The sequence below is a fragment of the Suilimivivens sp. genome (assembly GCF_037359455.1).
Classification (GTDB): domain Bacteria; phylum Bacillota; class Clostridia; order Lachnospirales; family Lachnospiraceae; genus Suilimivivens; species Suilimivivens aceti.
This window is the reverse complement of sequence record NZ_JAXXXI010000055.1, coordinates 117,248-141,972: the sequence shown is the minus strand read 5'-3', so window position 1 is coordinate 141,972 and position 24,725 is coordinate 117,248. Positions and strand designations below refer to the sequence as shown.

Annotated in this window: 24 protein-coding genes and 1 pseudogene; all 25 read right to left on the bottom strand. The window is 45.6% G+C overall.

The window, feature by feature from the left end; all coding sequences use genetic code 11:
- Positions 1–180: 180 nt before the first annotated feature.
- Positions 181–435, bottom strand: coding sequence for a DUF6809 family protein (locus tag WJQ40_RS12500; protein WP_337540603.1), 255 nt, complete (start codon positions 433–435; stop codon positions 181–183).
- Positions 436–458: 23 nt separating this feature from the next.
- Positions 459–838: pseudogene (locus WJQ40_RS12495) on the bottom strand (TnpV protein); the annotation flags it as partial.
- Positions 839–1,361: 523 nt separating this feature from the next.
- Positions 1,362–2,432, bottom strand: a complete 1,071-nt coding sequence (locus tag WJQ40_RS12490) for a GGDEF domain-containing protein (RefSeq protein WP_337540588.1) — start codon at positions 2,430–2,432, stop codon at positions 1,362–1,364.
- A gap of 34 nt (positions 2,433–2,466) precedes the next feature.
- Positions 2,467–3,408, bottom strand: a complete 942-nt coding sequence (gene yvcK / locus WJQ40_RS12485) for a uridine diphosphate-N-acetylglucosamine-binding protein YvcK (protein ID WP_337540586.1) — start codon at positions 3,406–3,408, stop codon at positions 2,467–2,469.
- 26 nt (positions 3,409–3,434) lie between these two features.
- Positions 3,435–4,109: a hypothetical protein gene (locus WJQ40_RS12480; RefSeq protein WP_118797889.1), complete on the bottom strand. Its 675-nt coding sequence runs from the start codon at positions 4,107–4,109 to the stop codon at positions 3,435–3,437.
- 14 nt (positions 4,110–4,123) lie between these two features.
- On the bottom strand, positions 4,124–5,371 hold the full coding sequence (locus tag WJQ40_RS12475) for an NAD(P)/FAD-dependent oxidoreductase (protein ID WP_262574153.1): 1,248 nt from the start codon (positions 5,369–5,371) through the stop codon (positions 4,124–4,126).
- Positions 5,364–6,305: a MurR/RpiR family transcriptional regulator gene (locus tag WJQ40_RS12470; RefSeq protein ID WP_118797888.1), complete on the bottom strand. Its 942-nt coding sequence runs from the start codon at positions 6,303–6,305 to the stop codon at positions 5,364–5,366. The genes WJQ40_RS12475 and WJQ40_RS12470 overlap by 8 nt, the downstream gene beginning before the upstream one ends.
- Before the next feature lie 14 nt (positions 6,306–6,319).
- Positions 6,320–6,865, bottom strand: a complete 546-nt coding sequence (locus tag WJQ40_RS12465; protein ID WP_118797887.1) for a TetR family transcriptional regulator — start codon at positions 6,863–6,865, stop codon at positions 6,320–6,322.
- Between the two features lie 59 nt (positions 6,866–6,924).
- On the bottom strand, positions 6,925–7,740 hold the full coding sequence (locus WJQ40_RS12460; RefSeq protein WP_337540583.1) for a peptidoglycan recognition family protein: 816 nt from the start codon (positions 7,738–7,740) through the stop codon (positions 6,925–6,927).
- A gap of 219 nt (positions 7,741–7,959) precedes the next feature.
- Entirely contained in the window at positions 7,960–9,393 is a 1,434-nt protein-coding gene (locus WJQ40_RS12455) for a pyruvate carboxylase subunit B (RefSeq protein WP_118797885.1), read from the bottom strand.
- A gap of 21 nt (positions 9,394–9,414) precedes the next feature.
- Positions 9,415–10,566 (bottom strand): sodium ion-translocating decarboxylase subunit beta, encoded by a 1,152-nt coding sequence (locus WJQ40_RS12450; RefSeq protein ID WP_262573943.1) that lies wholly within the window; start codon positions 10,564–10,566, stop codon positions 9,415–9,417.
- Positions 10,567–10,623: 57 nt separating this feature from the next.
- On the bottom strand, positions 10,624–10,995 hold the full coding sequence (locus WJQ40_RS12445; protein WP_118797883.1) for a biotin/lipoyl-containing protein: 372 nt from the start codon (positions 10,993–10,995) through the stop codon (positions 10,624–10,626).
- A 36-nt stretch (positions 10,996–11,031) separates the two neighbouring features.
- The gene (locus WJQ40_RS12440) at positions 11,032–11,751 is read right to left on the bottom strand and encodes an OadG family protein (protein WP_262573945.1); all 720 of its coding nucleotides are present in this window, start codon (positions 11,749–11,751) and stop codon (positions 11,032–11,034) included.
- Between the two features lie 18 nt (positions 11,752–11,769).
- The gene (locus WJQ40_RS12435) at positions 11,770–13,197 is read right to left on the bottom strand and encodes a carboxyl transferase domain-containing protein (protein WP_118797881.1); all 1,428 of its coding nucleotides are present in this window, start codon (positions 13,195–13,197) and stop codon (positions 11,770–11,772) included.
- Between the two features lie 157 nt (positions 13,198–13,354).
- On the bottom strand, positions 13,355–14,350 hold the full coding sequence (locus WJQ40_RS12430; protein WP_337540579.1) for an asparaginase: 996 nt from the start codon (positions 14,348–14,350) through the stop codon (positions 13,355–13,357).
- Positions 14,351–14,404: 54 nt separating this feature from the next.
- Positions 14,405–15,679, bottom strand: coding sequence for a D-alanyl-D-alanine carboxypeptidase family protein (locus WJQ40_RS12425; protein ID WP_337540577.1), 1,275 nt, complete (start codon positions 15,677–15,679; stop codon positions 14,405–14,407).
- A gap of 48 nt (positions 15,680–15,727) precedes the next feature.
- On the bottom strand, positions 15,728–16,309 hold the full coding sequence (scpB, locus tag WJQ40_RS12420; RefSeq protein ID WP_118797878.1) for an SMC-Scp complex subunit ScpB: 582 nt from the start codon (positions 16,307–16,309) through the stop codon (positions 15,728–15,730).
- Between the two features lie 12 nt (positions 16,310–16,321).
- Positions 16,322–17,068 (bottom strand): segregation/condensation protein A, encoded by a 747-nt coding sequence (locus WJQ40_RS12415; protein WP_118797877.1) that lies wholly within the window; start codon positions 17,066–17,068, stop codon positions 16,322–16,324.
- Positions 17,069–17,079: 11 nt separating this feature from the next.
- On the bottom strand, positions 17,080–17,718 hold the full coding sequence (gene deoC, locus WJQ40_RS12410; protein ID WP_262573950.1) for a deoxyribose-phosphate aldolase: 639 nt from the start codon (positions 17,716–17,718) through the stop codon (positions 17,080–17,082).
- 111 nt (positions 17,719–17,829) lie between these two features.
- Positions 17,830–18,750: an aldo/keto reductase gene (locus tag WJQ40_RS12405; RefSeq protein ID WP_118797875.1), complete on the bottom strand. Its 921-nt coding sequence runs from the start codon at positions 18,748–18,750 to the stop codon at positions 17,830–17,832.
- A 71-nt stretch (positions 18,751–18,821) separates the two neighbouring features.
- A complete protein-coding gene (locus tag WJQ40_RS12400) occupies positions 18,822–19,679 on the bottom strand; it encodes a metallophosphoesterase (RefSeq protein ID WP_337540574.1) in 858 nt (285 codons plus the stop codon).
- Between the two features lie 46 nt (positions 19,680–19,725).
- A complete protein-coding gene (locus tag WJQ40_RS12395) occupies positions 19,726–20,847 on the bottom strand; it encodes a D-alanyl-D-alanine carboxypeptidase family protein (RefSeq protein WP_337540602.1) in 1,122 nt (373 codons plus the stop codon).
- 120 nt (positions 20,848–20,967) lie between these two features.
- Positions 20,968–21,561, bottom strand: coding sequence for a putative ABC transporter permease (locus WJQ40_RS12390; protein WP_337540572.1), 594 nt, complete (start codon positions 21,559–21,561; stop codon positions 20,968–20,970).
- A 176-nt stretch (positions 21,562–21,737) separates the two neighbouring features.
- Positions 21,738–21,914 carry a 30S ribosomal protein S21 gene (gene rpsU, locus WJQ40_RS12385; RefSeq protein WP_004222305.1) on the bottom strand — a complete coding sequence of 59 codons (177 nt, stop codon included), beginning with the start codon at positions 21,912–21,914 and terminating at the stop codon, positions 21,738–21,740.
- A 143-nt stretch (positions 21,915–22,057) separates the two neighbouring features.
- The gene (gene alaS, locus WJQ40_RS12380) at positions 22,058–24,712 is read right to left on the bottom strand and encodes an alanine--tRNA ligase (protein WP_337540571.1); all 2,655 of its coding nucleotides are present in this window, start codon (positions 24,710–24,712) and stop codon (positions 22,058–22,060) included.
- Between the last annotated feature and the right edge of the window lie 13 nt (positions 24,713–24,725).

The window sequence follows — 24,725 nt, the reverse complement described above, 5'->3', positions numbered from 1 at the left end:
ACCTCCTGTTTTTCTTTGGTATGCCTATATGATAGTACGTTCAATGATGCTTTTCAACATATTTTTAATGTCATTTACGCAGATATGCGTAAATGACATTAAAAATATGTTTTCGGTGTGGTGCGGGCAAAAAATCCGCCTGCAGGATACCTGCAGGCGGTAATGTCAGTGAATACCAAATTACATATCTTCCATAACTTCCAACATCATCCTTGCGCCCAGCCTGAACCCATTCTGGAAAATCAGGCAATCCGTGATGGTCTGATATTCTCGCACGCAATCCGTGTATTTCTCAAACAACGCTTTCTGCTCGTCTGTCATCGTAGCTTTGAGCTTATCTTCATTCCTACAGATCAACTCCAGTAACTTCTTATACTCCTTAGAAGAAGTGTCGTACTCTGTAGGTTTGATATTGCCGTACCAAAATTCTTCCAGAAGTCTCTTGCCACAACCTCCCCGTAAATCATTTCTCGGAGGATGATTTCCTCTGCCCGGTTGCGGATGCTGTTCATGGCATCAACCATGCCATCTGGTCTGCCGCTTTCAATTCCTCGGTTACACCCTCGGATGCCTTCATCTGTTCGATAATCAGGGACAAACGCTCCTGTGCCTGCTCGTTCAAATCAACCAAATATACCCAGAGATGACCGCTCAGGATCAGATCATTAAAAAGGATCGGACGATGCTCTTTTATGTAGTCCCGGTGCATCCGTCCCCATTTACCAATGGGGCGCTGTTCCTCAGAGGACAAGGTAAGAACCGGAATATAATAATCGCCAATGCGTTCATACCAAAGGCCATTGCTCTCATCATAAATGTGTTTCTTCATCTCAGTCATAGTATTGATCTCCTTATTCTGGTATTAGAATCGCAAGTCTGGCTCTCCCAGAAATATTGGTAAATCTTTGGTAAATTTGGGATTGAAACACAAAAAACGCTTAAAAACGGGGCTTATGAGACGATATGAGACTTTTCATCATGCCCGGTAAATCCTGCCGTGGCACACAAATAATATTTATCATACCTTAAAAACTCCTTGAAAATACAGATTTCCCTTGATTTTACACCACTTTCTACGTTTTGCTGTGATAATTTGATGCGGTATCTGCTAAAATAAATAGAATCCTACATTATGGTAAAGTATAATGTAAGTATCACCAAACATCACTTCACCAAAGGAGGATTCTGTAATGAGTATAACACAAAAGACAGCAACAGCAGAGATTTTCAATGACTATAACAAGCGTTGTACCGCTGAAACCTCTATTGATGAAATCAAATCCGGTTGAGCAACTATGCCATAATTCGGTACTTGCCGAATTCAAGTTTAATTTTCATTCTTATCCCCAGGATTTTCTGTGTTAATAAATGATCCGGTCCCGGCCATTTTCTTTTCCAATATATAAGCGCTCATCTGCTATGCTAATATTTTCATCCAGGCGAAGCTTGGTATCGTACTCCACAAGTCCGAAGGTCATGGTTACCCTAAGCTGCACCTCTCCATAGGTGATTGTAGCCTTGCGTACCGCATTTTGGAGATGTGCAAGCAGAATCTTTGCTTCATCCCCGTTTGCCCCCTCAAACAGGAAGATAAATTCCTCTCCTCCCCATCTTGCTGCCACACCATGTCCTTCCATCTCCTTTTTGAAGATATTCGCCAGTGTACGCAGTACTTCATCTCCACATTCATGTCCGTAGGTATCATTGACCTTTTTAAAAAAATCAATATCTCCGATGGCAATGGACAGAAAATCATCCGGATGCTCCACCTTTTCTCCCATATAATGCATCAGATAATGCCGGTTCCACAGCTTCGTCAGCGTGTCTGTATTGGCTGCCTGCTGGAGCTCATTGTTATATTTCATCAGTTTTCTCTCAACTGCCTGGGAGTCCTTGGAAAGCATCAGTCCACTTAAATAAAGCAGAACAAATACTACCACTGTTGTAAGCACCTGCAGAAAAATATCGCAGGCTCCCTCAATCTGAACTGTTTTTCCGTGTCCACGGCAGAAAAAATACAGACCGAGCCTTGCCGCACACAATCCCATCACTACCACACCCTGGCTCCACTTGCTTAAATAAGTAAAAAGCAGATCCAGCAGTACCAGTGTAAAAAGAAAGTGCTGAAGTCCACTGTCCCATCCGATCAGCGTCACATTAAAGCAGACTGCTCCCAGCATAACGATATTATAAAGGATCAGTGCTGTCCTTGTATGATTCTCATAGGTTAAATACAGCAGATAACCATATATTGCAACAAAAAGCAGGTTACCGGCCATCCACCAGACATGATGTACCATTACTAATGTAACAGATATGATCAGCAGATAGATCATCATGACCAGTGCACTGATCCGAAGTGTGATCGGACCATCTGCACTTTCATTTGGATTTTCCACATCCTGAAACAGAATTTTTTTAAATTTTCCCATTTTCTATAGCTTCCTTATCCCCTGCTTTTCTCTTTTAACCTTCCATCAGATAGGAAAAAATCAGAAAAGCTGTTTTCAATGCATTGTGCCTGATTTTTTCATTCTCAATGCAGAAAATATCATCTTCTATGACCTGGACACCCATTTTTTCCAATGTATCATGATCAACCTGGACAATCCTTTTGTTCTCGGAGCTTAAATATCGTTCCCTGACCTCTTCATCCACGGTCCCATTGTTGGCAACTACAAGATCGATCTTTCTGGAACCAAGGTATTCATTCAGCACCTCCACATGCTGGCTGACAGACTGGATATCTGTTTCTCCCGGCTGGGTTACCAGATTGGATATGTATAAAAGCGGAGCCCTTGTTTCTTCAAGTGCATTTCTGACTTCCGGTGCAAGCAGATGGGGAATGATACTGGTGTACAGGCTTCCGGCACTGAAAATGATCAGATCTGCCTCTCCGATCTTCTCCTGGATCTCCTGCTCAATCTTAATATCGTGATCATAGGTCAGACGGCTGATATTCCGGATATTCCGGCTGACAGCCTCTTCTCCAAAGTATTCCTTTCCCGTGCTCTCTCCTACAAGATCTATCTTCTCTCCTGTCAGAGGAAGTACCGTTCCCTTGATATCAAGGAGCTTACACATATATTTGGTTGCTTCTGTCAGATTCCCCTTAAGATCAATCAATGCTGCCAGTACGATGTTTCTGACAGGATGTGTATTTAAGGATCCTTTCTGAAAACGATAGCTCAGGAGATCTATAAAATCCTCATCTACATTTGCCATGGAAAGAAGAACCTTTCCCACATCACCTACTGCCGGTATATTCAGTTCTTCCTTCAGCTTCCCCGTACTGCTCCCATTATCACTGACAGCGATCACTGTCGTCACATCGATCGGGAAAAGCTTTAAGCCGGACAGGATGCAGGACAGCCCTGTACCTCCCCCGAAAATAACAACCTTTTTCATAGCAATACCGTTGCCCCCTTTTATTGTTATTCCACTACCGTAAAGTCAACTACTGCAGCGGCACCATATTCCGCCGTTTTTTCCTTAAATATCTGATCTGAATCGGTATCGATCTCTTCATCATTATCAAAGGTGTTTTTCTCTCTTAAAAATCCGATGTAGGTTGCTGTGCCATTTTCATCAAAGGATTCCATAACAGAGTCCTTCACCATAACACCCTGGGTTTCTTCAGATACAAAGTAGCTGCAGAATTCATGATTTCCTGCTGTGTATAACACATGGTCTGCATATCTGACCGGATAAGCCGTGTCACTGCCGCCAACGACAGTAGCAAATCTCACCTTTCCATTCTCCTTCAGATAAACATATGCCATCATGGCCGCTGTGCTTCCATTATCATCATATGTCTGATCTGTGATCAGAAGAACGTCTCCCTCGTATCCTGTCAGTGTTACATAAGCATATGCCTGTCCTGCTGTCATATTACTGATCAGTTCATCATAGGAATCAAACTCTGTCTTTCCTGCCTGTTCCTCTACAAAAGAGTTCGGAATATCACTTGGTATTTCCTCATCACCGGACACTTCTTCTGTCTGTACTGCTGTCTCATCTGTTGCGTCTGCAGCCGGCTGCTTTCCACATCCCGAAAGCATCATCGCTGCCATCAGCACTGCGCTGATTCTCATAGTCCATTTTCTCATTTTCGTTCTTCTCCTCATCCCGCTGCACTGATCCCGGCCAGATTCCCTGTTGACCATGCAATCTGCAGATTAAAGCCTCCTGTCACTGCATCCAGATCCAGCACCTCTCCTGCAAAATACAGTCCCCTGACCAGTTTTGACTCCATGGTGGACGGATTGACTTCCTTCACATTCACACCGCCCTGTGTGATGATCGCCTCATTAAAGCCTCTTGTTCCCGTCACTGTCATGGTCAGCTGCTTCAGCAGATAGCAGAGTCCTTCCCTCTCCTGTCTTGTCACCTCATTAATCTGCTTTTCCGGTTCGATGCCGGACAGCGCTACGATCACCGGTACCAGTTTGGCAGGCAGGAGCGCATCCAGACTGTTTTTAAACTGTTTGTTTTTATTCTCTTCAAAATCCCGGAGGATACGTTTATCAAGCTGTTCCATGGAAAGTGCCGGCTTCAGATCAAGCACTAGGGACACCGGTTCCTTCTTTCCCTTTTTCACATAATAGCTGCTGGCACTTAAAATCAGTGGACCACTGATTCCAAAGTGGGTAAACAGCATTTCTCCAAAGCCTTCGTATAGCTTTTTCTTTTTTTCTGAAAAAAGCGTCACCGACACATTTTTCAGGGAAAGTCCCTGAAGAAGCCTGCACCATTCCTCTTTTACTGTCAGAGGCACCAGTGCCGGCACCGGCTCCTTCACAGTATGGGAAAGCTTCTTTGCAAACCGGTAGCCGTCTCCTGTTGAACCGGTAGAAGCATAGGACATACCACCGGTAGCCACAATGACTGCATCTGCCGGAAGTCTCTTCCCGTCAGAAAGAAGAACCCCCGTCACGCCAGGAGTCTGCTGATCCTCTCCAACCTCAATCTGTTCCACCTTCGTATGGAGCAGCACCTTCACATGGTACTTTTCCATCTGACGGTTCAGGGTATTTATCACATCAGAGGAATGGTCTGAAACAGGAAATACCCTCTCTCCCCGTTCTGTCTTCAGACTGCATCCTGCCTCTTCAAAAAACGTCATAACGGCATGGCTGTCCATCTGGTAAACACTGCTGTAAAGGAATTTTCCATTGGTGATCACATGGGAAAAGAAGTCTTCTGTCTCACAGGCATTTGTCAGATTGCAGCGTCCCTTTCCAGTGATATATATCTTCTTTCCGGTCTTCTCATTCTTTTCAAGAAGTGTTACCCTGGCACCCCTTCTAGCTGCTGCGATGGCCGCCATCATGCCCGCTGCACCGCCGCCGATCACGATTACCTTATTCATTGCCATCTTCCTCTTCCTGTCTCGTCAGGGAATAGTTCAAAATCGGTTCTTCATCGATAAAATTGATCTCATCATTTAAGTATACCTGATAATTGTTCCAGACGTCCTCTAGCGTCTCAAGGTTTCTTTTCACATCATCCGGTCTTCGTAGGCAGAGCGCCACTACAAGGGCATTGATCACGCTTAAGGGCGCAACCAGGGAATCCACAATGGAAACCATATCACTCCTTGCCAGAAGATTGCAGGATGAATACAGGTTCATGGGGGAATGGATGCTGTCTGTTATGGTGATCACCTTGGCATTTCTGTCGTTGGCAAACTCCATAGCCTTCAGGGTTCTCATGGAATATCTGGGAAAACTGATACCAATCACGGCATCCTTTTCTCCCACCCGGATCATCTGTTCAAACATCTCCGATACACTTGTAGTCTTTATAAGTACCACATTGCCGCGGATCATATTCAGATAAAAATGCAGAAAATCTGCAAGAGGCTCACAGCTTCTCACTCCGATCAGATAAATCGTCTGCGCTCCCAAAATGATATCAACTGCCGCCTCAAAGGCTGCCGGATCCAGATTTACGATCGTATCCTGGATCTTCTCGATATCTGCACTCAGCACAGAAGTCAGGATCTCCGACTGGGTACTCTTCCCGTACTTGGCTCCCATCTTCTGCACACTGTTCAGCTTGTTCTTCACCCACTCTGCCAGTGCATTCTGAAACTCCGGATAACCCTCATATCCAAGATGCATGGCAAACCGGACAACCGTTGATTCGCTGACCCCTACTGTCTCACCAAGCTTTGCCGCTGTCATAAAGGCCGCCTGGTCATAATGATCCGAAATATAAGCAGCAATAGCCTTATGCCCCTTACTCATCTTGATATATTTTTCATTCATTCTGGTTATAATATCAAATTCCTGTTGCTCCATACTGTTCCTCTTCCCTATCTGAATGCCTGATAAGAATCCTTCAGCATCTGGATCGTTTCTTCCTCCTGAAGGTCATAATCACCGGTCAGTGACATACAGGCTGCCCCGTGAATGAAGATCCACATCTTCATGAAAAGCTCCTGCGCGTTTCTGCTCCCCTGGGAAGCTGCTGACTGGATTTCTCTGCTCACATTTCCGCTTCTGCCATTGACCAGATCATACATACTTCTCCCAAACCGGTTTTCTGACAGGAAAATATAGGAAAACAGATTTTTATGCTCTGCCGCAAATCTGATATAAATATTTCCAAGATGGACAAACGGTGTCACAGTCTGCCTTGAAAAGCTGTCATAATAATTTTGGAAAAAATCACATGCCTTTTCAAACAGAGCCTCATAAAGCTCATCCATATTCTTGTAAATACGGAAAATAGGCTGCGTGGAACATCCGGCCTTTGCCGCCAGCTTTCTGGCTGTTACCTGCAGACTTCCCTCTTCCTGCAGAAGTGCAAATGCCGCTGTCAGAAGAGCATCTTTGGTTATGGATTCTTTCCTTGCCATTCTGTTTTCCCTCCTTTGTATAACATCCGTTATTATTTTAGAATCTTTTCGTTTTTCTGTCAATAAGAATTCTTAAGGTCTTCAAGATCTGTCAGGAACTGTTCCCACGCATCTTCATGCTCCACGTAATAAAGAGGACACTTTTTCCCGCCCTCGTCGTAGTGCCGTCTCATATCTGCCGGCTTCAGATGATACTCCGTGAGAAGCCAGGCACTCAGTTTAAGCAGTGACTGATACGTTGCATCAGTAAACTTTCCGTCCTCATCCAAATAACAGCACTCTATGGAAATGGAATCCTCGTTCCTTGTTTTTACTGCATATCCCATCTCATCAAGCGGCAGGCACTGCACAATGGAGCCGTCATAGCTGATCACAAAATGGGCACTTGCAGATGTTTCTCCCGTCACTCCCAGATTTTCAAAATAGCTTCTGTTCTGCTCTGCACTGGTTCCCGGATTTGCGGTATAGTGCACAAAGATATTTTTAACCTTTTTCAGCTTTGTCTGTGGTCTTGAATAGGGGTTCGGTGTCAGAAATTCTTCTGTGATCTCCGGCTTCTCTGGTCTGCTCCTATTTATGATCTCCTGCAGCTTCCATGTGCTCTCTATCCCTTTTTTTCCTGCAATATTCCGTAACAAAAGAAAAAGAAACAGAGCCAGCAGTCCTGTCAGTATCAGTAAAAGCAGGATATGGAAAACCTTTTTCTGTCTCCGTCTTTTCCTTCTCTTTCTTCTGATTCTGACTTCTTCTGCTGTTCTGCTTCTGTATCCGGATCGTGAAGCTTTCTGTCTGCCCTTTCCCGCTCTGGAAATGTCGATCAGATCCAGCTCTTCCCCCTGTCTTTCCGTTCTCTGTCTTTCCAAAGCCTGCCTCATCGTGTCACCCCTCTTTTGTAATAACATGATTATAGCAGTATTTTCTCTATCCTATCTGTAGGCTTCCTTAATTCCGCCTGAAGATTTTCTTAAGATCCTTCCATATGCTATCTGACGAACCAGAAAGACCCCTCCAAAGTCATGGCATTTCACTATCTGAAATACCATGACCCAGAGGGGCTTGCATTTAATGATTTAATTTCTGTTCAGAATCCTAGATTATACAGGATATGCTGCATTCTTGGTATCAGCCTGGCTCATATCAACCTTTTCCTGCTGTGCCTGACGATACTTGAAGAAGTCTGTTGCTACCTGAGGGAACAGTGCATAGGACAGAACGTCCTCATCCTGCTGCTTCCATTCCTTCATTTCGGATTCGAGCTTGTCCATCTCGTTTGTTAAGCCTGCAGCATCTGCAGAACGGGATGTGAATCTCTGCTCTCCAGGAATAACCTTGTCAATAACCTCCTGGTTCATAGGCTTAACAGTCTGACCATACTTACCACGAAGCAGATCCTTGAACTCTCCTGTAGCCATCTTGTATCTCTCACCCATTAATACGTTGAATACAGCCTGTGTACCAACGATCTGGGAAGAAGGAGTAACCAGCGGAGGCTCACCGCAGTCCTTACGGACTCTCGGGATCTCTTCCAGTACTGCCTGATACTTATCTTCTGCATGCTGCTCTTTCAGCTGGCTGACCATGTTGGAAAGCATTCCGCCAGGTACCTGATAAAGCAGAGTCTTGATATTAACACCAAGAACCTTTGTGCTCATGAGACCGCTTTCAAGGCACTCCTCACGGTAAGGTCTGAAGTAATCAGCAATTTCTGCCAGAAGGTTCTGATCGTAACCGGTATCATAAGGAGTTCCCTTAAAGGTCTCAACCATAACTTCTGTTGCAGGCTGTGATGTACCAAGTGCGAAAGGTGAAATTGCACAGTCGATAACATCTACACCAGCTTCTACTGCCTTCAGATATGTCATGGAAGCTACACCTGAAGTATAGTGTGTATGCAGCTGGATCGGGAGCTTTGTGTTCTCCTTCATAGCCTTGATCAGCTCGCCAGCCTTATAAGGAACAAGCAGACCTGCCATATCCTTGATACAGATAGAATCAGCACCCATCTCTTCGATCTTCTTAGCCATATCTGCCCAGTACTCGAGAGTATAAGCATCACCCAGTGTATAGGACAGAGCTACCTGTGCTTCTCCTCTGCCTTCCTGCTTCTTGATCTTCCCGGTAGCATCTACAGCTGCCTGAAGGTTACGAAGGTCATTTAAGCAGTCGAAAATACGGATTACATCAATACCATTTGCGATAGACTTCTCAACGAATGCGTATACAACGTCATCAGCATAAGGTCTGTATCCGAGGATGTTCTGACCTCTGAAAAGCATCTGCAGCTTGGTATTCTTGAATCCATCTCTTAATTTACGAAGTCTGTCCCATGGATCCTCTTTCAGGAAACGAAGGGATGCATCGAAGGTTGCTCCACCCCAGCACTCTACTGCATGGTATCCAACCTTATCCATTTTATCTACGATCGGAAGCATGATCTCGGTGGGCATTCTTGTTGCAATCAGGGACTGATGTGCATCACGAAGAACGGTTTCCATAATTCCGATTGGTTTCTTAACCTGTTCAGCCATTTTAATATCCTCCTATATGAATTAAAATATTCCAAATACAGCCATAAAGGTTCCGGCTGCTACTGCTGTACCAATAACACCTGCTACGTTAGGTCCCATTGCATGCATCAGAAGGAAGTTGGTAGGATCTGATTCAGCTCCAACCTTCTGTGATACTCTGGCTGCCATGGGAACTGCGGATACTCCGGCAGAACCGATCAGCGGATTAACAGCACCCTTGGTAACAACACACATCAGCTTACCGAACAGAACACCTGCAGCGGTACCGAATGCGAATGCAATAAGACCAAGTGCTACGATCTTTAAGGTATCTGCATTCAGGAAAGCTTCTGCACTTGTTGTTGCTCCTACGGATGTACCAAGTACGATAACTACGATGTACATCAATGCATTACTTGCAGTATCTGTCAGCTGTCTTACTACACCTGACTCCTTAAACAGATTACCGAGCATCAGCATACCAACAAGGGGTGCTGTGGTAGGCAGGATCAGGCTGACTACGATAGTAACAATGATAGGGAACAGGATCTTCTCCAGCTTGGAAACCGGGCGAAGCTGACCCATTTTAATCTTTCTTTCCTTTTCACTTGTCAGCAGCTTCATGATAGGCGGCTGGATGATCGGAACCAGTGACATATAGGAATATGCCGCTACAGCGATCGGTCCAAGGAGTGCTGTCTGTCCAAGTTTACCCGCCAGGAAAATAGAGGTAGGACCATCAGCACCACCAATGATGGAGATTGCTGCTGCAGCCTTGTCATTGAAGCCAAGTGCGATAGCTCCGAAGTAAGCTGCGAAGATACCGAACTGTGCTGCTGCACCAAGAAGGAAGCTCTTAGGATTGGCAATCAGGGGACCGAAGTCTGTCATTGCACCAACACCCATGAAGATCAGGGACGGGAGGATTGCCCATTCGTCTAAGAGATAAAAATAATACAGTAAGCCGCCGGTTCCGTTTGGGGAATCCTCTATGCTGAGCATAATGTCAGGATAGATATTTACAAGCAGCATACCAAATGCGATCGGCAAAAGCAGTAAGGGTTCAAAACCCTTGGCAATCGCAAGATAGAGAAATACACATGCCACAAGGATCATCAGGTAATTGCCCCATGTCAGGTTGAAAAAGGCTGTCTGATGGATCAGATTGGACAGTGTAGATACGATATAATCCATTTTTTTAACCTCCTGTTGTCATTCACCATGCAATCATCTGCATGCTTCTGTACTGAATTAGTTCAGAGTTGCCAGTACAGCGCCTGCTTCTACTGCATCGCCAACAGCTACATCAATGCTTGCAACTGTTCCGTCTTCAGGTGCTACAACGGGGATTTCCATCTTCATTGCTTCTACAACGACAACAGCGTCACCCTTCTTTACAGCCTGTCCTACGCTTGCTTCGATCTTGAATACCTTACCAGCTGCACCGGCTTCTACCTTGATGCTGCCTGCGCCGGCTGCCTTAGCTGCGGGAGCTGCTGCAGGTGCTGCCTTGGGAGCAGCCTTGGGTGCTGCAGGTGCTGCAACGGGTGCTCCTGTAGATGCGCCCTCTTCTACTACTACATCATATACGTTTCCATTTACGGTAATTGTATAATTCTTCATTACTCATTTCCTCCTGTAATTGATTCCTTTACTGAATTATGCTCTCTGCCATTTGCTGGCACGTCTGATACTTCTTACTACAAATCCATCTGTGGATGCAGCACCTTCGCTTGCTGCAATCGCTGCAGAAATAACGGCAACCAGCTCCAGATCATCAGATAATTCTTCATTTTCAACAATCTGTGCAATAGCCTTGTCCACTGCAGGCTCTTTCTTTGCTTCTTCCTTCGGCTTCTTGCTGAATGCAGCCTGAATCTTGGGAATGAAGGTAAAGCAGCTGATCAGCAGGCTGATCAGGATCAGAACTACGAATACGGTTCCCATACCGAGCAGAGTGTTTAATGCGGCCTTCTCCATCTTCTCGCCAAATGTATATTCTACATTGACGGAAATACCTGTGATCGCCTGATTGTCAAATACAAACTCAACTACTGCATTTCTGTCAGTTCCCTTAATCACGGCATCGATCGTACCATCTTTGTCATCAAAGCTGCTGGTAACACTGATGACTTCCACATAACTACCCATTTCTTCAGAAGCTGTTTCCCAACTGTCCAAAGCGGCTGTCCATACAGGATCAGTAACCTGAGCCTGTGCGCCCTGCATTACAACCTGGTTCATAGCGGCAATATTCTCTGTCGCATAGGTTTCTGCTGTTTCCGGGGTCATAAAGCCTTCAACTGCTTCTTTCCCACCGCACGCTGTCAGACCTGCCATACAGGTAATCATACCTAATATCAATAACCATTTTTTCATATTAAGTAATCTTCCTTTCTAAACTGTACCATGCTTCTTGGCCGGAAGGTCTTCACTCTTTGAGAAAAGCATCTCAAATGCGCCGATCACATACTTACGTGTATCAACGGGTTCAACGATCTGGTCAACATATCCTCTCTTTGCTGCACTTGCTGCGCTGGTCTGAAGTGCTTCATATTCCTTTGCACAGGCATCAATCGCATCTGCTCCCTGTCCGTCACATATGATCTTGGCTGCAAGCTTTGCATCCATTGTACCGATCTTTGCATCCGGCCATGCCATGGTGATATCAGCACCGATTGCCTTGGAGTTCATGGTCACATATGCGCTTCCGTAAGCCTGTCCGATGATCACGTTTACCTTGGGTACAGTTGCGTTTGCAAATGCATATGTAAGCTTTGCTGCTGCATTCGCAATGCCCTTCTCGTTCTGCTTGTCTGCCTTGAAGCCCTTTACATTAGTAAGTGACAGTACAGGGATTTCAAATGCATCACAGAAGTTAATGAATTCTGCAGCCTTGTAGCAGCCAGCTGCGGAAAGAACTGCATCATATTTCTCTGTTACGGTTCCATCCTCTCCATAAACCTCGGTTCTGTTAGCAACAGCACCAACAGTAGCGCCATTCAGCTTGATGAAAGCAGTTACCATATCCTTAGCGTACTCACGCTTTACTTCAAATACTGCACCGTTGTCAGCGATCTGGGAAAGTGCGATGGAAGTATCTCCAACACAGTTTGCGATCTCTGCACATGCTCTGTTCAGATCATCGCTGCACTCTTCATAGGAACCATCCTCATTGTTTGCAGGAAGAAGGGAAACCAGCTCACGGATCTGTGCAAGGATTCCTGCCTCATCAGCAACAACATCAACAATTCCTGCTTCCTTGCTCTGGAAATCAGCAGCAGAGGTATCACACTTGGTGATCACATTGCCATCCAGTGCATTGGGAGCGTTAACAAACAGCTTTGCCTTGGAGCCTTCCATAAAGGTAAAGTCTGTCAGAGTGGGGATCAGTGCAAGACCGCCGCCACAGGTTCCGAACACTGCTGTGATCTGGGGGATCACGCCGGAAGCCTTAACCTGGCTCATATAAATCTCGCCAAAAGCATTCAGTGCATCAGTAGCCTCCTGAAGTCTCAGTCCTGCTGAGTCGATCAGTCCGATTACCGGTGCGCCCATTTTCAGTGCAAGATTGTAAAGGTTGGCAATCTTCTTTGCATGCATCTCGCCGACAGTACCGTTTAATACGGAAGCGTCCTGGCTGTAAACATACACAAGGTTGCCATCAATCACTCCATAGCCGGTGATAACACCGTCAGAAGGAGTTTCTGTCTGTTTCAGATTGAAATCTGTGCTTCTTGCTGTAACAAGACCGCCGATTTCAACGAAACTGTTTTCGTCGAGTAAAGCTGCAATTCTTTGACTCGCCTGTGAAGTAGTACTCATTTTTCAGCCCTCCATTTTATATTAAAAAAATAATAACTTAATTCGCAGGGGCATAGAATCCCCATAAACGCGTCTATGGTAGTATAACACAAAAGCCTAAATTCGCATAGAAAAAGTTTCAGATTTTACACAAAATTTTAACATCTTCTTTTTTTCCTTATATTTCGCCTCCATTAAAGTGAAGCATGAGCCTTGCATACGCTGCTTCTACCGACTGGTTCAGCAGTGGAATGGCTCCTTCCTTAAGGAGCTGGTCTGCACTGGCATACAGATCTCCTTGTGTCTGCTTATAAGAAGCCGTATATAGTGGGATGGCCTTTTCCCGGCATCTTTTTGCAAACTCCTGGAAGCCGGTGTGCTCTCCCACTACGCAGGCCGTTGCGGAATGATACAGATAATGCAGCACTGCCACAGGCTTTTTCTCTCCCTTCAGATTAAAGAAGGAATAATCCATTCCTGGGTAAGGACGGATCACCAGAACAGAATTGTCAAAGCTGTCCGGCACAATGTAACGATGGGTTTCCGTGCCATCAGAAACTGCACTTCGTCCCGTCTGCCCCTTCTGTTTTTCATTTTTTCTGAAGGGAATAAACCTTCCATCCTCCATATATCCAAAGGCTTCCCCTCTAAAGTCATGATAATCATCCAGTACCGGATCTGCCTCGCAGATAGTCAGGGCATGGTATACCTTCATGCAGCTTTTGTGATCCCGGTAGATCACATAGGCTCCTTTCTGTGCACTGTTCCGGATAAAGGAAACAGCAGCCGCAAAGTTGGCAAGCCCGTTTCCTTCCGGCTTTGACAGCGGAAGATTACTTGCCACCAGGACGATTGGAATTTCGTAATGGTCAAAAAGGAGTCCCATAAAAGCTGAAGTAAAGGACAGTGTGTCAGAGCCATGCGCAATGATCACACCCGCATACTCTTCTGTCTTCACATCCCTGACCGCCTTAAGCAGTACAAGAAGACTGTCCATTGTCATATTTTCACTTAAGATCTGCAGTGGCACCCGTACCTCAAAGTCCTCTTTTCCAAACTTCTCCTCATACAGACTGGTGAGCAGATAAACCGAATTTTCTCCCACATCTATCACTCCGTTTTCCACTTTGCTTCCAATAGTTCCACCGGTAAGCAGTACAAGTATTTTTTTCATGGCTTCTTCCTCTTTTTCTTTCTTCTATATTATATGTACTTTTATGCTTTATTCTCACACCATGTAAAGCTGCAGCACCTGACTGACACACCACCTGACTGTGACTGCCGGAATTTCCTCTGCTGTGCCTATATATTCTACCAGATATTCTTCCCCTTCCAGAAGATAGCGGATCTCTCCCACCACATTCCCCGGCATGACCGGTGCTGTCAGCTCATCAGGCAGCTTCTTCTCCACCGTAAAGACTTCTCCCTCCTTCATCAGGACACCCTTTTCATCTGCCGGTTCCTGTGAAAGTATAGTAAGCTCTGCCTTGCAGATATCCCCGATCCACCTTCCTGCCCCATTCTTCACGGGGAGCTGTGGCAGTTCCTCCACTGCCCCTTCTTCCTTCGGAAAATGGATCTCATAATGGGACAGACCATACTGCATCAGCTTTTTTGTATCACTCCACTTGTATTCCTTATGGGAGGGCCAGCCACAGGCGAGCAGTGCTGCCACAAATGTACGGTCTCCCTGACGGAGGCTTCCCACATAACAGTATCCTGCATTTCCGGTAAAGCCTGTTTTCCCGGAAAGAGCTCCCTCCATCATATGCAGAAAGGCATTGTGGTTCTGACAGGAAAATACCCGTCCGTTTTCTGTGATCACACCGTCCTTTTCCTGATAAGCCGGAAAGCTGTAGCTTTCTGTTCTGGTGATTGTCAGAAATTCCTCCCTCCTTGGGGACTCTGTAATGCAATAGGCCATGATTCCTGCCAGATCACAGGCTGTTGTGGAATGTGTTTTTACTTTTCCGGATTCCTCTGTCACAGTACCGTCAAGACCATTCGGTGTCACAAAATAAGTATCCCTGCAGCCAAGCTCCTGTGCCTTTTCATTCATCATGTCTGCAAAGCCTTCCACACTGCCGCCGATATGCTCTGCAATGGCAACTGCCGAATCATTATGGGATTCCAGCATCAGGGAGTACAGCAGATCCTTCAGTCTGTATCTTTCCCCGGGCAGCATGGAAAGCTTTACCTTTGGCATGGATGCTGCCTTTGCGGACACTGTCACATAATCATCCGGATTCCCTTTTTCCAGAGCCAGTATACAGGTCATGATCTTGGTCGTGCTTGCCATGGGCCGCACCTGTCTGCCATTTTTTTCAAATAAAATACGCCCGGATCCGGCATCCATCAGAACAGCCGACTGGGCGTATAACTGCATGTCTTTTCCTTCATCCTCTTCCTCTGCAGATACCGGCAGCTTCTGCACCGTCAGCAAAAGAACAAAGAGGACAAAAAACACAACAGCTCTTTTTATGTATCGCAGGTAAGAAATCATATTCCATCCCGCTTTCTTTTTTAACAGTCTATGTCACCCTGAGCTCTGCTATGCCTGTTCATCAGCCGTTGTTGCAAGCTTGATCTCCTCTTCAGCCTGTTCCTTGAATTCTTCGATCTGCACCTGGGACAGCTCCGGCAATTCCTCCAGGGATTTCACACCAAAGCTTCTTAAAAATTCCTCTGTCGTTCCAAAAAGCAGAGGACGCCCCGGGGCATCCATTCTTCCCACCTCCATGATCAGGCCAAACTCAAGCAGTCTGTTTACTGCATGATCACAGCTCACCCCTCTGATCTTTTCAATCTCCAGCCTGGTAATCGGCTGCTTGTAGGCGACAATAGACAGTGTTTCCAGAATGGTATCCGAAAGAACATATTTCCTTGGTGTCCCTACGATCTTGATCAGATAATCATACATATCGCTTTTGGTACACATCTGGAAAGAGCCTTCAAACTCTGTCAGTGTAATGCCGCCTTCTCTTTCCTCATATGCCTGTTTCATCTCAAGAAGCAATGCCTTTGTGGTCTTCTTATCCTCTTCGATCACCTCTGCAAGCCGCTCCAGCTCCACAGACTCTCCCATGGAAAACAATACGGCCTCCAGCACTGCCTTTGCCTTCTCCCTCTCCAACTGTCAATCCTCCTATGCCACATTCGAAGTTATCATAATATCTTCGAACGTATCCTCCTGAACAATAGAAACCTTTCCCAGCTTCATCAGCTCCAGCATCACAAGAAAGGTAACGATCACCTCCATCTTGCTATGCTGCTTCTCTAAAAGCTGCCTGAAGCTGAAGGTCTTATGGGTATGGATGTAATCCTCGATATAAACGGTCTTGACATCCATATCTATTTCATCCTTTTCAATATTTCCAAAGGTACTTCTGACTGGATCAATCTTTTCTTCCTGCCTCCTCATGACCAGCTTGAACAGATCCTGTAGTCTGCCAAGGGTAGCATCTCCAAGAAGCTCCTGGTAATTCACCGGTGGGCGGTACTCCTCCACTTCCTTTGGCAATGTCCTCCCCTTGTACATGGTACAGGCTGCATCCACCTGCCTGTCCTTTAATTCAAAGGAGATATACTTATACATCTTGTACTCTAACAGCTTCTGTACCAGCTCTGCTCTCGGGTCTTCCTCTTCTCCCTCCTCATTCACTTCCTTAGGAAGGAGCATCCGACATTTGATATCAAGAAGAGTGGCCGCCATCACAAGGAATTCACTCATCACATTCATATCCTCAGTCTGCATGGCTTTGATGTATTCCAGATACTGTGCGGTGATTTCCACAATGGGAATATCGTAAATATCTATTTTATTCTTTTCTATCAGATGAAGCAGAAGGTCCAGAGGACCTTCAAATACTTCAAGCTTTACAGGAATTGCCATAAAAACCCTTCCTAACTGCAGATTGCGATCGTTGCACTGGTTCCAAGCCTGTCCGCTCCGGCCTCAAGCATTTCCACCGCTTTCTCCTTGTCACGGATCCCGCCGGATGCTTTCACGCCCATGGTATCGCCTACTGTCTTTCTCATCAGTGCAACATCCTCTTTCGTTGCACCTCCTGTAGAAAATCCGGTAGAGGTCTTCACAAAGTCTGCCTTTGCTTCCATGGCAAGCCTGCAGGCTCTCACCTTTTCTTCCTCATTCAGAAGACAGGTTTCAATGATCACCTTCAGAACCTTGCCCTCACAGGCTTTTCTGACTGCCCTGATATCCTCAAAGACAACAGCATCGTCTCCGCCCTTCAAAGCTCCTACATTGATCACCATGTCGATCTCGTCTGCACCATCCTCTACTGCGATCCTGGCTTCTGCTGCCTTGGCCTTTGTGCTCATCTGTCCAAGCGGAAATCCAACAACTGTACAGACTCTCACGTCACTGCCCTGCAGCTCATCTGCCACAAATCCAGTATAATAGCTGTTTACACAGACGGACATAAAGTGATGCTCTCTTGCTTCTCTGCAGACCCTCTCTACCATTTCCCTGGTAGCATCCGCCTTTAATATGGTATGGTCAAATAATTTCGTATCCATCATTTCACTCCGTGTTTTTTCTATGCATATCAGCGTTTATTTTATCATGCCCGCCATTTTCAGTCAACGGGATGATCTCCCTTCCCGCCCTTCCGTGCTTCAAAAACACATAATTTATGGAATCATATTTCCGGCTTCACGATACAGACCATACCATTCTTCCCTGGTAAGCGGAATCTCTGATCCCTCTGCACTTTCTAGAAGCCTTCTGTCTTTGGTTGTTCCTAAAATCACCTGAATATCAGCCGGATGCCTTGTAATCCATGAAACCGCTATCGCTGCAGGAGTAACCTGATACTTTTCTGCCAAACGGTCAATCATCTGATTTAATCGCTCATAATGCTGCATGTCGCCTAGAAACGCCCCTTCAAAAAATCCTCTCTGAAACGGCGACCATGCCTGGATTGTAATATCACGAAGCCTGCAATACTCTAATGTTCCAAGCACACGGTCAATTCCCTGATCCACCTGCATATTCACTGTCATTCCACTGTCTATAAGAGGTGTATGAACCAGACTCAGCTGCATCTGATTAAACATAATCCGCTCCTCACAATACTTTTGCAGCAATTCTATCTGCATTGCATTTTGATTAGACACACCAAAATAACGAACCTTTCCTGTTCTCTTCAATATAGAGATCGCTTCTGCAGTTTCTTCCGGTTCCATCAAAGTATCCGGTCTGTGTAACAAAAGTATATCCAAATACTCTGTATTAAGTCTTTTTAAAATACCATCAACCGACTCTAAAATATATTCCTTTGAAAAGTCATAGTACCCATTTCGAATAGAGCACTTGCTCTGCAGAATAATTTTATCTCTGAAGGAGCTCCGCATATCCACAGCCCGGGCAAATAACTCCTCACACTCTCCGCCTCCGTATATATCCGCATGATCAAACATATTAATTCCTGCCTCCACAGCAGTTTCAATATGCCTTTGTGCCTCTTTTACACTTAATGAATTCAGACGCATACATCCCATAATAATATTAGATGCTTCTAACTGACTATTTTTAAATTTAAGATACTTCATTTTTTCCTCACTTTCTGATACACCAACAGTCTATCCCTTTCCCTGTTTCAAAGAAAGCTGCTCTGCTCCTATTATCGGTTCTTTGGTTTCAGATGGATCACCACAAGCTCTCCCGGATTAAAGATCCTGATCGGAAGTGTATGGGTTCCAAGTCCTCTCGACAGGATCATCTCCCTGCCTGCCTTTGTGAAGCGTCCCCCATCATAATGTGGGAACAGGCACAGTCTTGGTGAGATCACGCCTCCAAGCACAGGCAGTCTCATCAGTCCACCATGGATATGTCCGGAAACCGTAAGATCTGCCCCCCAGGCAGCATAATTGTCAAAATACTCCGGATTATGGGCGATCAGCAGGTTATATCTGTTCTCATCCGCCTTGCCAAGCATCTCCTCCATATAAGCTTCACTCATCAGCATTTTCGTGGGCTTATGGTAATACTCCCTGCCCACTTCCAATCCATAGATCTCCATATTATAATCGGGAAGATACCACTTATCATTCACAAGAAGCCGCACACCTGCCTGGCAGATCCTATCTGCAAAGACTGCATACCGGTCACCAAAGATCTCCGGAAACAGTCTCGTCTTCTGCTCATGGTTGCCATTTCCGTAGTACACCGGATACCGTTCTGCCAGTCTTTGCACAAAAGCAGCAATCTCCTGATTATCCTCCCTGGCTGAAGAAGTATACATATCCCCTGCAATCAGGATGGCATCCGGTTTTTCCTGCTCTATTGCCCGAAAAAGTCTTTCGTTCTGTTTTCCGAAGCTTTTATTATGAAGATCGGAAAGCAGAACAAAAGTCCCCTCCCTTTTCAGCTTGCCGGATTCACAGCAATATTCTCTTTTTACAAAGCGGTTGCAGTCAATGATCATTACTATGACAAAAAACAGTACAAGCACGCAGATAATAGTTATCAGGCAGTTCACGGCCATATTCCTTTCCAGTCATTCAGCTTCATCTTACCACTCTCTTTTACAAACTACAAAACAGTTTGCAGACCTTGAACAAATAATCTCCATATCGGGCTTTTTCGACTGAAAGCTCTGCCAGGATGGATACACTGCCAATCCTGTTCCCATTCAGCGAATATACCGCTTCTCCAACTGCCTCTCCCCGTTCTACCGGAGCCTGTATTTCTTCAGGCAGGCTGATGGTCTTTTCCACCTGGCTCAGGTTCTGACCATCGATATCAAGATATCGGAAGGAACCTTCATACAGGAGCGGCACCTCATCTTCAACACCGCCTGCCACCTTCAGTTTTCCAAGCGGATCTTTATTTTCATCCTCATACAGGGCACTGACACTGTAGCCATAGTTCAAAAGTGTCATGGCATCCTGAAACCTCACTTTATTACTTGGGGATCCCATTACCACAGCGATCAGATCAATATCATCCTTACTTGCTGTCGCTGAAAGACAATACAATGCCTTACTGGTGGAGCCGGTCTTCAGTCCTGTTGTCCATTCATACATCTTAAGCAGTTTATTCGTACTGGATAACGTAAACACAGAAGTTCCCTGACTGGTTTCATGTGTGATATCCTCCATCCAGATCCTGGTATATTCAAAAACCTGGGGATATTTTGTGATCAGCTCTCTTGACATGATGGCAACGTCCCTGGCTGTGGTATAATGATCGTCCGAATCTGACAGTCCACAGCAATCCTCGAAATGGGTGTTTTCCATACCGAGTTCCTTTGCCTTGTTATTCATCATTTGCACAAATTCTTCTTCACTTCCCGCAATAAACTCTGCCGCAGCAACACTGGCATCATTGCCGGAAGCAACTGCTATACATTTAATGATCGTATCCAGTGACTGTACCTCGCCCTCTTCCAAAAAGACCTGAGATCCGCCCATAGACTTGGCATGGGCACTGGTGACCACCTGGCTGTCTAATGTGATCCTGCCTGTATTCAGGTGTTCAAAAATAAGAAGGAGTGTCATGATCTTCGTGATACTGGCCGGGCTTCTTCTTTCATCTGCATTCTGTTCACAGATGACCCTGCCGGTAGAGGCCTCCATCAAGAGATAGGACGGCGCTTCTACTGCCGGGGAAGCCTGCAGCGGCAGGACGTTCATCACAAAGAGCATTCCACTCACAAGACAACACAGCAACGTTTTTTTTATTCTTCTCAACGCATATGCTCCTGACAGATATTCTATATTCATGCATATGCAGAGAAAACGTCTGGCATGCAAAGGATCCCTTCTTTAATACCATCTCGCCCGGAAAGAGTGATATTTATCGATCAGCCTGTCCTTTTCTTCCTGAATACTGGTTTTAAAAAGAAGGTAAAGCCGGATCAGATAGTCTACAGTCACAATGGCAAGGATCACAATACAGAGAATCCGTCCATAGGCCATATCCATAGCATCAATCAGATGCAGCACCCTTTCATGTAAAAACATGGTAATAATGATCGCATAAAAGCCCCAGGCAATGGTACTTTCGAGGCAGATGATCCCCTTATAGTTCATCGGCTTTTCTGTATAGTCCCACCAGACCTCTCCCAGAAGCTTCTGCATCATGATCCCTACCAGATATTCAAAAGTAGTAGCCAGGAAAGCCCCTGTCAGATACAGTGTTACATAATGACCAGAAAGCGGATTCAATACCAGATATCCAATCACTGCGCCAAATCCATATATCGGGCAGAAGGGTCCTTTGGCAAAACCCCTGTTTGTCAGCCTATGATTGCAGAATGACATGTACGCTGATTCCACAAACCATCCCAGAACACTGTAAATAATAAAAGCAGCAATCAGATGGTATACATCTGAGCCAAATAATTCTCTCGTCCACATAATCATGTCCCCCTTTATAAGACATAACGAATCATATCAGAAAAACTCTTCACATGCAACTCAAATAAGAACATTTTCAGTCCCGCCCGGAGGCTTTTTATGTCATTGGAACATTAAGTAATTTCCTTTGGCGCAAAAAAGTCTCTGACATACATCAGAGACTTTCCTGGCTATAATTAGTTGTATTTACGTTTTCTTGCAGCTTCAGATTTCTTCTTACGTCTTACGCTGGGCTTCTCGTAATGCTCTCTCTTACGGATCTCCTGCTGGATACCAGCTTTTGCGCAGCTTCTCTTGAAACGACGTAAAGCGCTATCTAAAGTCTCGTTTTCTTTAACGATTACGTTTGACATCTCGCACCTGACCTCCCTTCAGTCCCTTCCTAGCAGCATTGACTGATTGGGTTATTCTTGTGCATTCACATACACATGAATGATTATATACATATTTCACTCGTAAGTCAACCCATAATTTGCTATTTCATCACGAATTTTAATTATTTGATCTGTTCTTTCAGAACCTCAGCACTCTTTTTAATAGCCTCATCAATACCGGCAGGATTCTTACCACCAGCCTGAGCCATATTCGGGCGTCCACCGCCGCCACCGCCAACCAGTGCTGCAATTCCTTTGATCAGGTTGCCTGCATGGGCACCCTTCTTCATCGCACCATCTGTTGCCATGGCAACCATGTTTACCTTACCGTCAAGATCAGACATCAGAACAACTATGCCCTCTGCGATCTTGGACTTTAACTGGTCTCCCAGCTCTCTCAGTCCGTTCATGTCAACGCCTGATACCTTTGTTGCCAGCAGCTTCACACCGTTTACTTCTACAACCTGATCCATGACATCGCCAAGTGCTTCTTTTGCGGCCTTGCTCTTCAAGGACTCATTTTCACTCTGCAGAGCCTTCAGTTCAGCCATCAGATGCTCTGCTCTCTCAGTAAGAGAGGCCGGAGTTGTTTTTAAGATCCTGGCTGTTTCTGCCAGCTTCTCTTCCATTTCCTGATAGTAAGCAGTTACATTTCTGCCTGTAAGTGCTTCTATACGACGGATTCCTGCAGCTACACCGGACTCAGAAAGGATCTTGAAGGATGCGATATCTCCGGTATGTCCTACATGGGTACCACCACATAATTCCCTGGAGAAATCACCGATCATGACAACTCTTACGGTATCTCCGTATTTCTCACCAAAGAGTGCCATGGCTCCTGTCTTCTTTGCTTCCTCAAGGCTCATCACCTTTGTTTCCACAGGAAGATCCTCTGCGATCTTTTCATTAACGATCGCTTCAACCTTCTTTATCTCTTCTGCCGTCATAGCCTGTCCATGGCTGAAGTCAAAACGTGTTCTTTCGCCGTCCTGATAGGAGCCGGACTGCTCTACATGATCACCAAGCACTTCACGGAGTGCCTCCTGCAGCAGATGGGTTGCTGTATGGTTTCGACAGGTATTGCTTCTGTTCAGGGCAGATACCTCAAGCGTTGCTGTTTCTCCCTTTGCAATGCTTCCTGAAACAACCTTACCGATATGTCCTATCCTTCCACCGGGAAGCTTCACTGTTTCCTGCACATCGAAGGTACCGTTCTTTGTCACGATCACACCAAAGTCACCCTTCTGTCCACCCATGGTTGCATAGAAAGGAGTCTTTGCTGTAATAACAGTTCCCTCTTCTCCCTCTTTTAAGGAATCCTTCCACTCGTTGCCATTATTCACTGCTGCGATGGTCTCTTCTGCCTTCAGGGTATCATAACCGATAAATTCGCTCACAATACCGGCATCCAGCTTCTCATATAATCCATTATCAGCAGAAAGCCTTGTTGAAAAGTTCTGATTGTCTCTTGCCTTCTGCTTCTGTTCTTCCATTGCTTTCGCAAATCCATCCTCGTCTACAGAGAGCCCTTCCTCACCGGCAAGCTCTACCGTAAGCTCGATCGGGAATCCAAAGGTATCATAGAGATAGAATGCGGATTTACCGTCAATCTTGTCAGAGTCTGCTTCCTTCTTCTGCTCCAGGATCTTCTTGAATTCCTTCATACCATTCTCTACAGTGCTTTCGAAGCGGTCGATCTCCTTCTTCAGCTCTGTCAGCACAAACTCTTTGTTCTTCTTCAGAAGCGGATAACTCTCTGCATAGATCGTATCAATATACATCTCTGCTATATGCAGAAGATTCTGTGTACTGAGCCCCAGTACTCTTCCATGTCTTACCGCACGGCGGATCAGACGGCGCAGCACATAGCCAGCGCCTGCATTGGAGGGAAGAAGCTTCGCTTCGTCTCCGATCAGCATCACGCTGGTACGGATATGGTCTGCCAGGATTCTCATGGATCTGGTCAGCTTCTCATCTTCCTCATACTTTGTACCGGAAGCCTGCTCAATATAAGCAATAACAGGTGCAAACAGGTCAATTCTGTATACATCCCTTGTACCGTTCAGGAAAGCAAGAATTCTCTCAAGTCCCCAGCCGGTATCTACGTTTTTCTGCTTTAAGGGTGTCAGATGTCCGTCATGGTGCTTCTCATACTGCATGAATACATCATTACCAAGCTCGGTATATTTGCCGCAGTCACAGCCGGGTCCGCAGTCCGGGCCGCAGTCCGGTCTGTCTGCAATATAGAACATCTCACTGTCAGGACCGCAGGGTCCGTATTCCAGTCCCCACCAGTTATCCTCTGCAGGAAGATAGTAAATATTTTCTTTTTTAAATCCGGAAGCGATACGGTACTTTGCACCTTCCTCATCCCTTGGTGCGTTCTCATCACCTTCAAATACAGTAGCTGCAAGATGGTCTGCATCAAATCCGAATACCTGTGTCAGCAGTTCAAAGCTCCACTGGCAACGCTCCTTCTTGAAATAATCGCCAAGGCTCCAGCTTCCCAGCATTTCAAAGAAGGTTACATGGCTCCTGTCACCTACGGAATCAATATCATTGGTACGGACACAGCCCTGCACATTACAAAGTCTTGTTCCAAGAGGATGCTTCTTTCCAAGCAGGTACGGCATCAGGGGCTGCATGCCGGCTACGTTGAAAAGTACACCGGTAGACCCGTCAGATACCAGGGAAACTGCTCCTACATCCACATGTCCTCTTTCAATATAAAACTGCTTCCAGGCATTTCTCAGTTCATCTGAAGTGAATTGTTTCATTTCCTTATTCTCC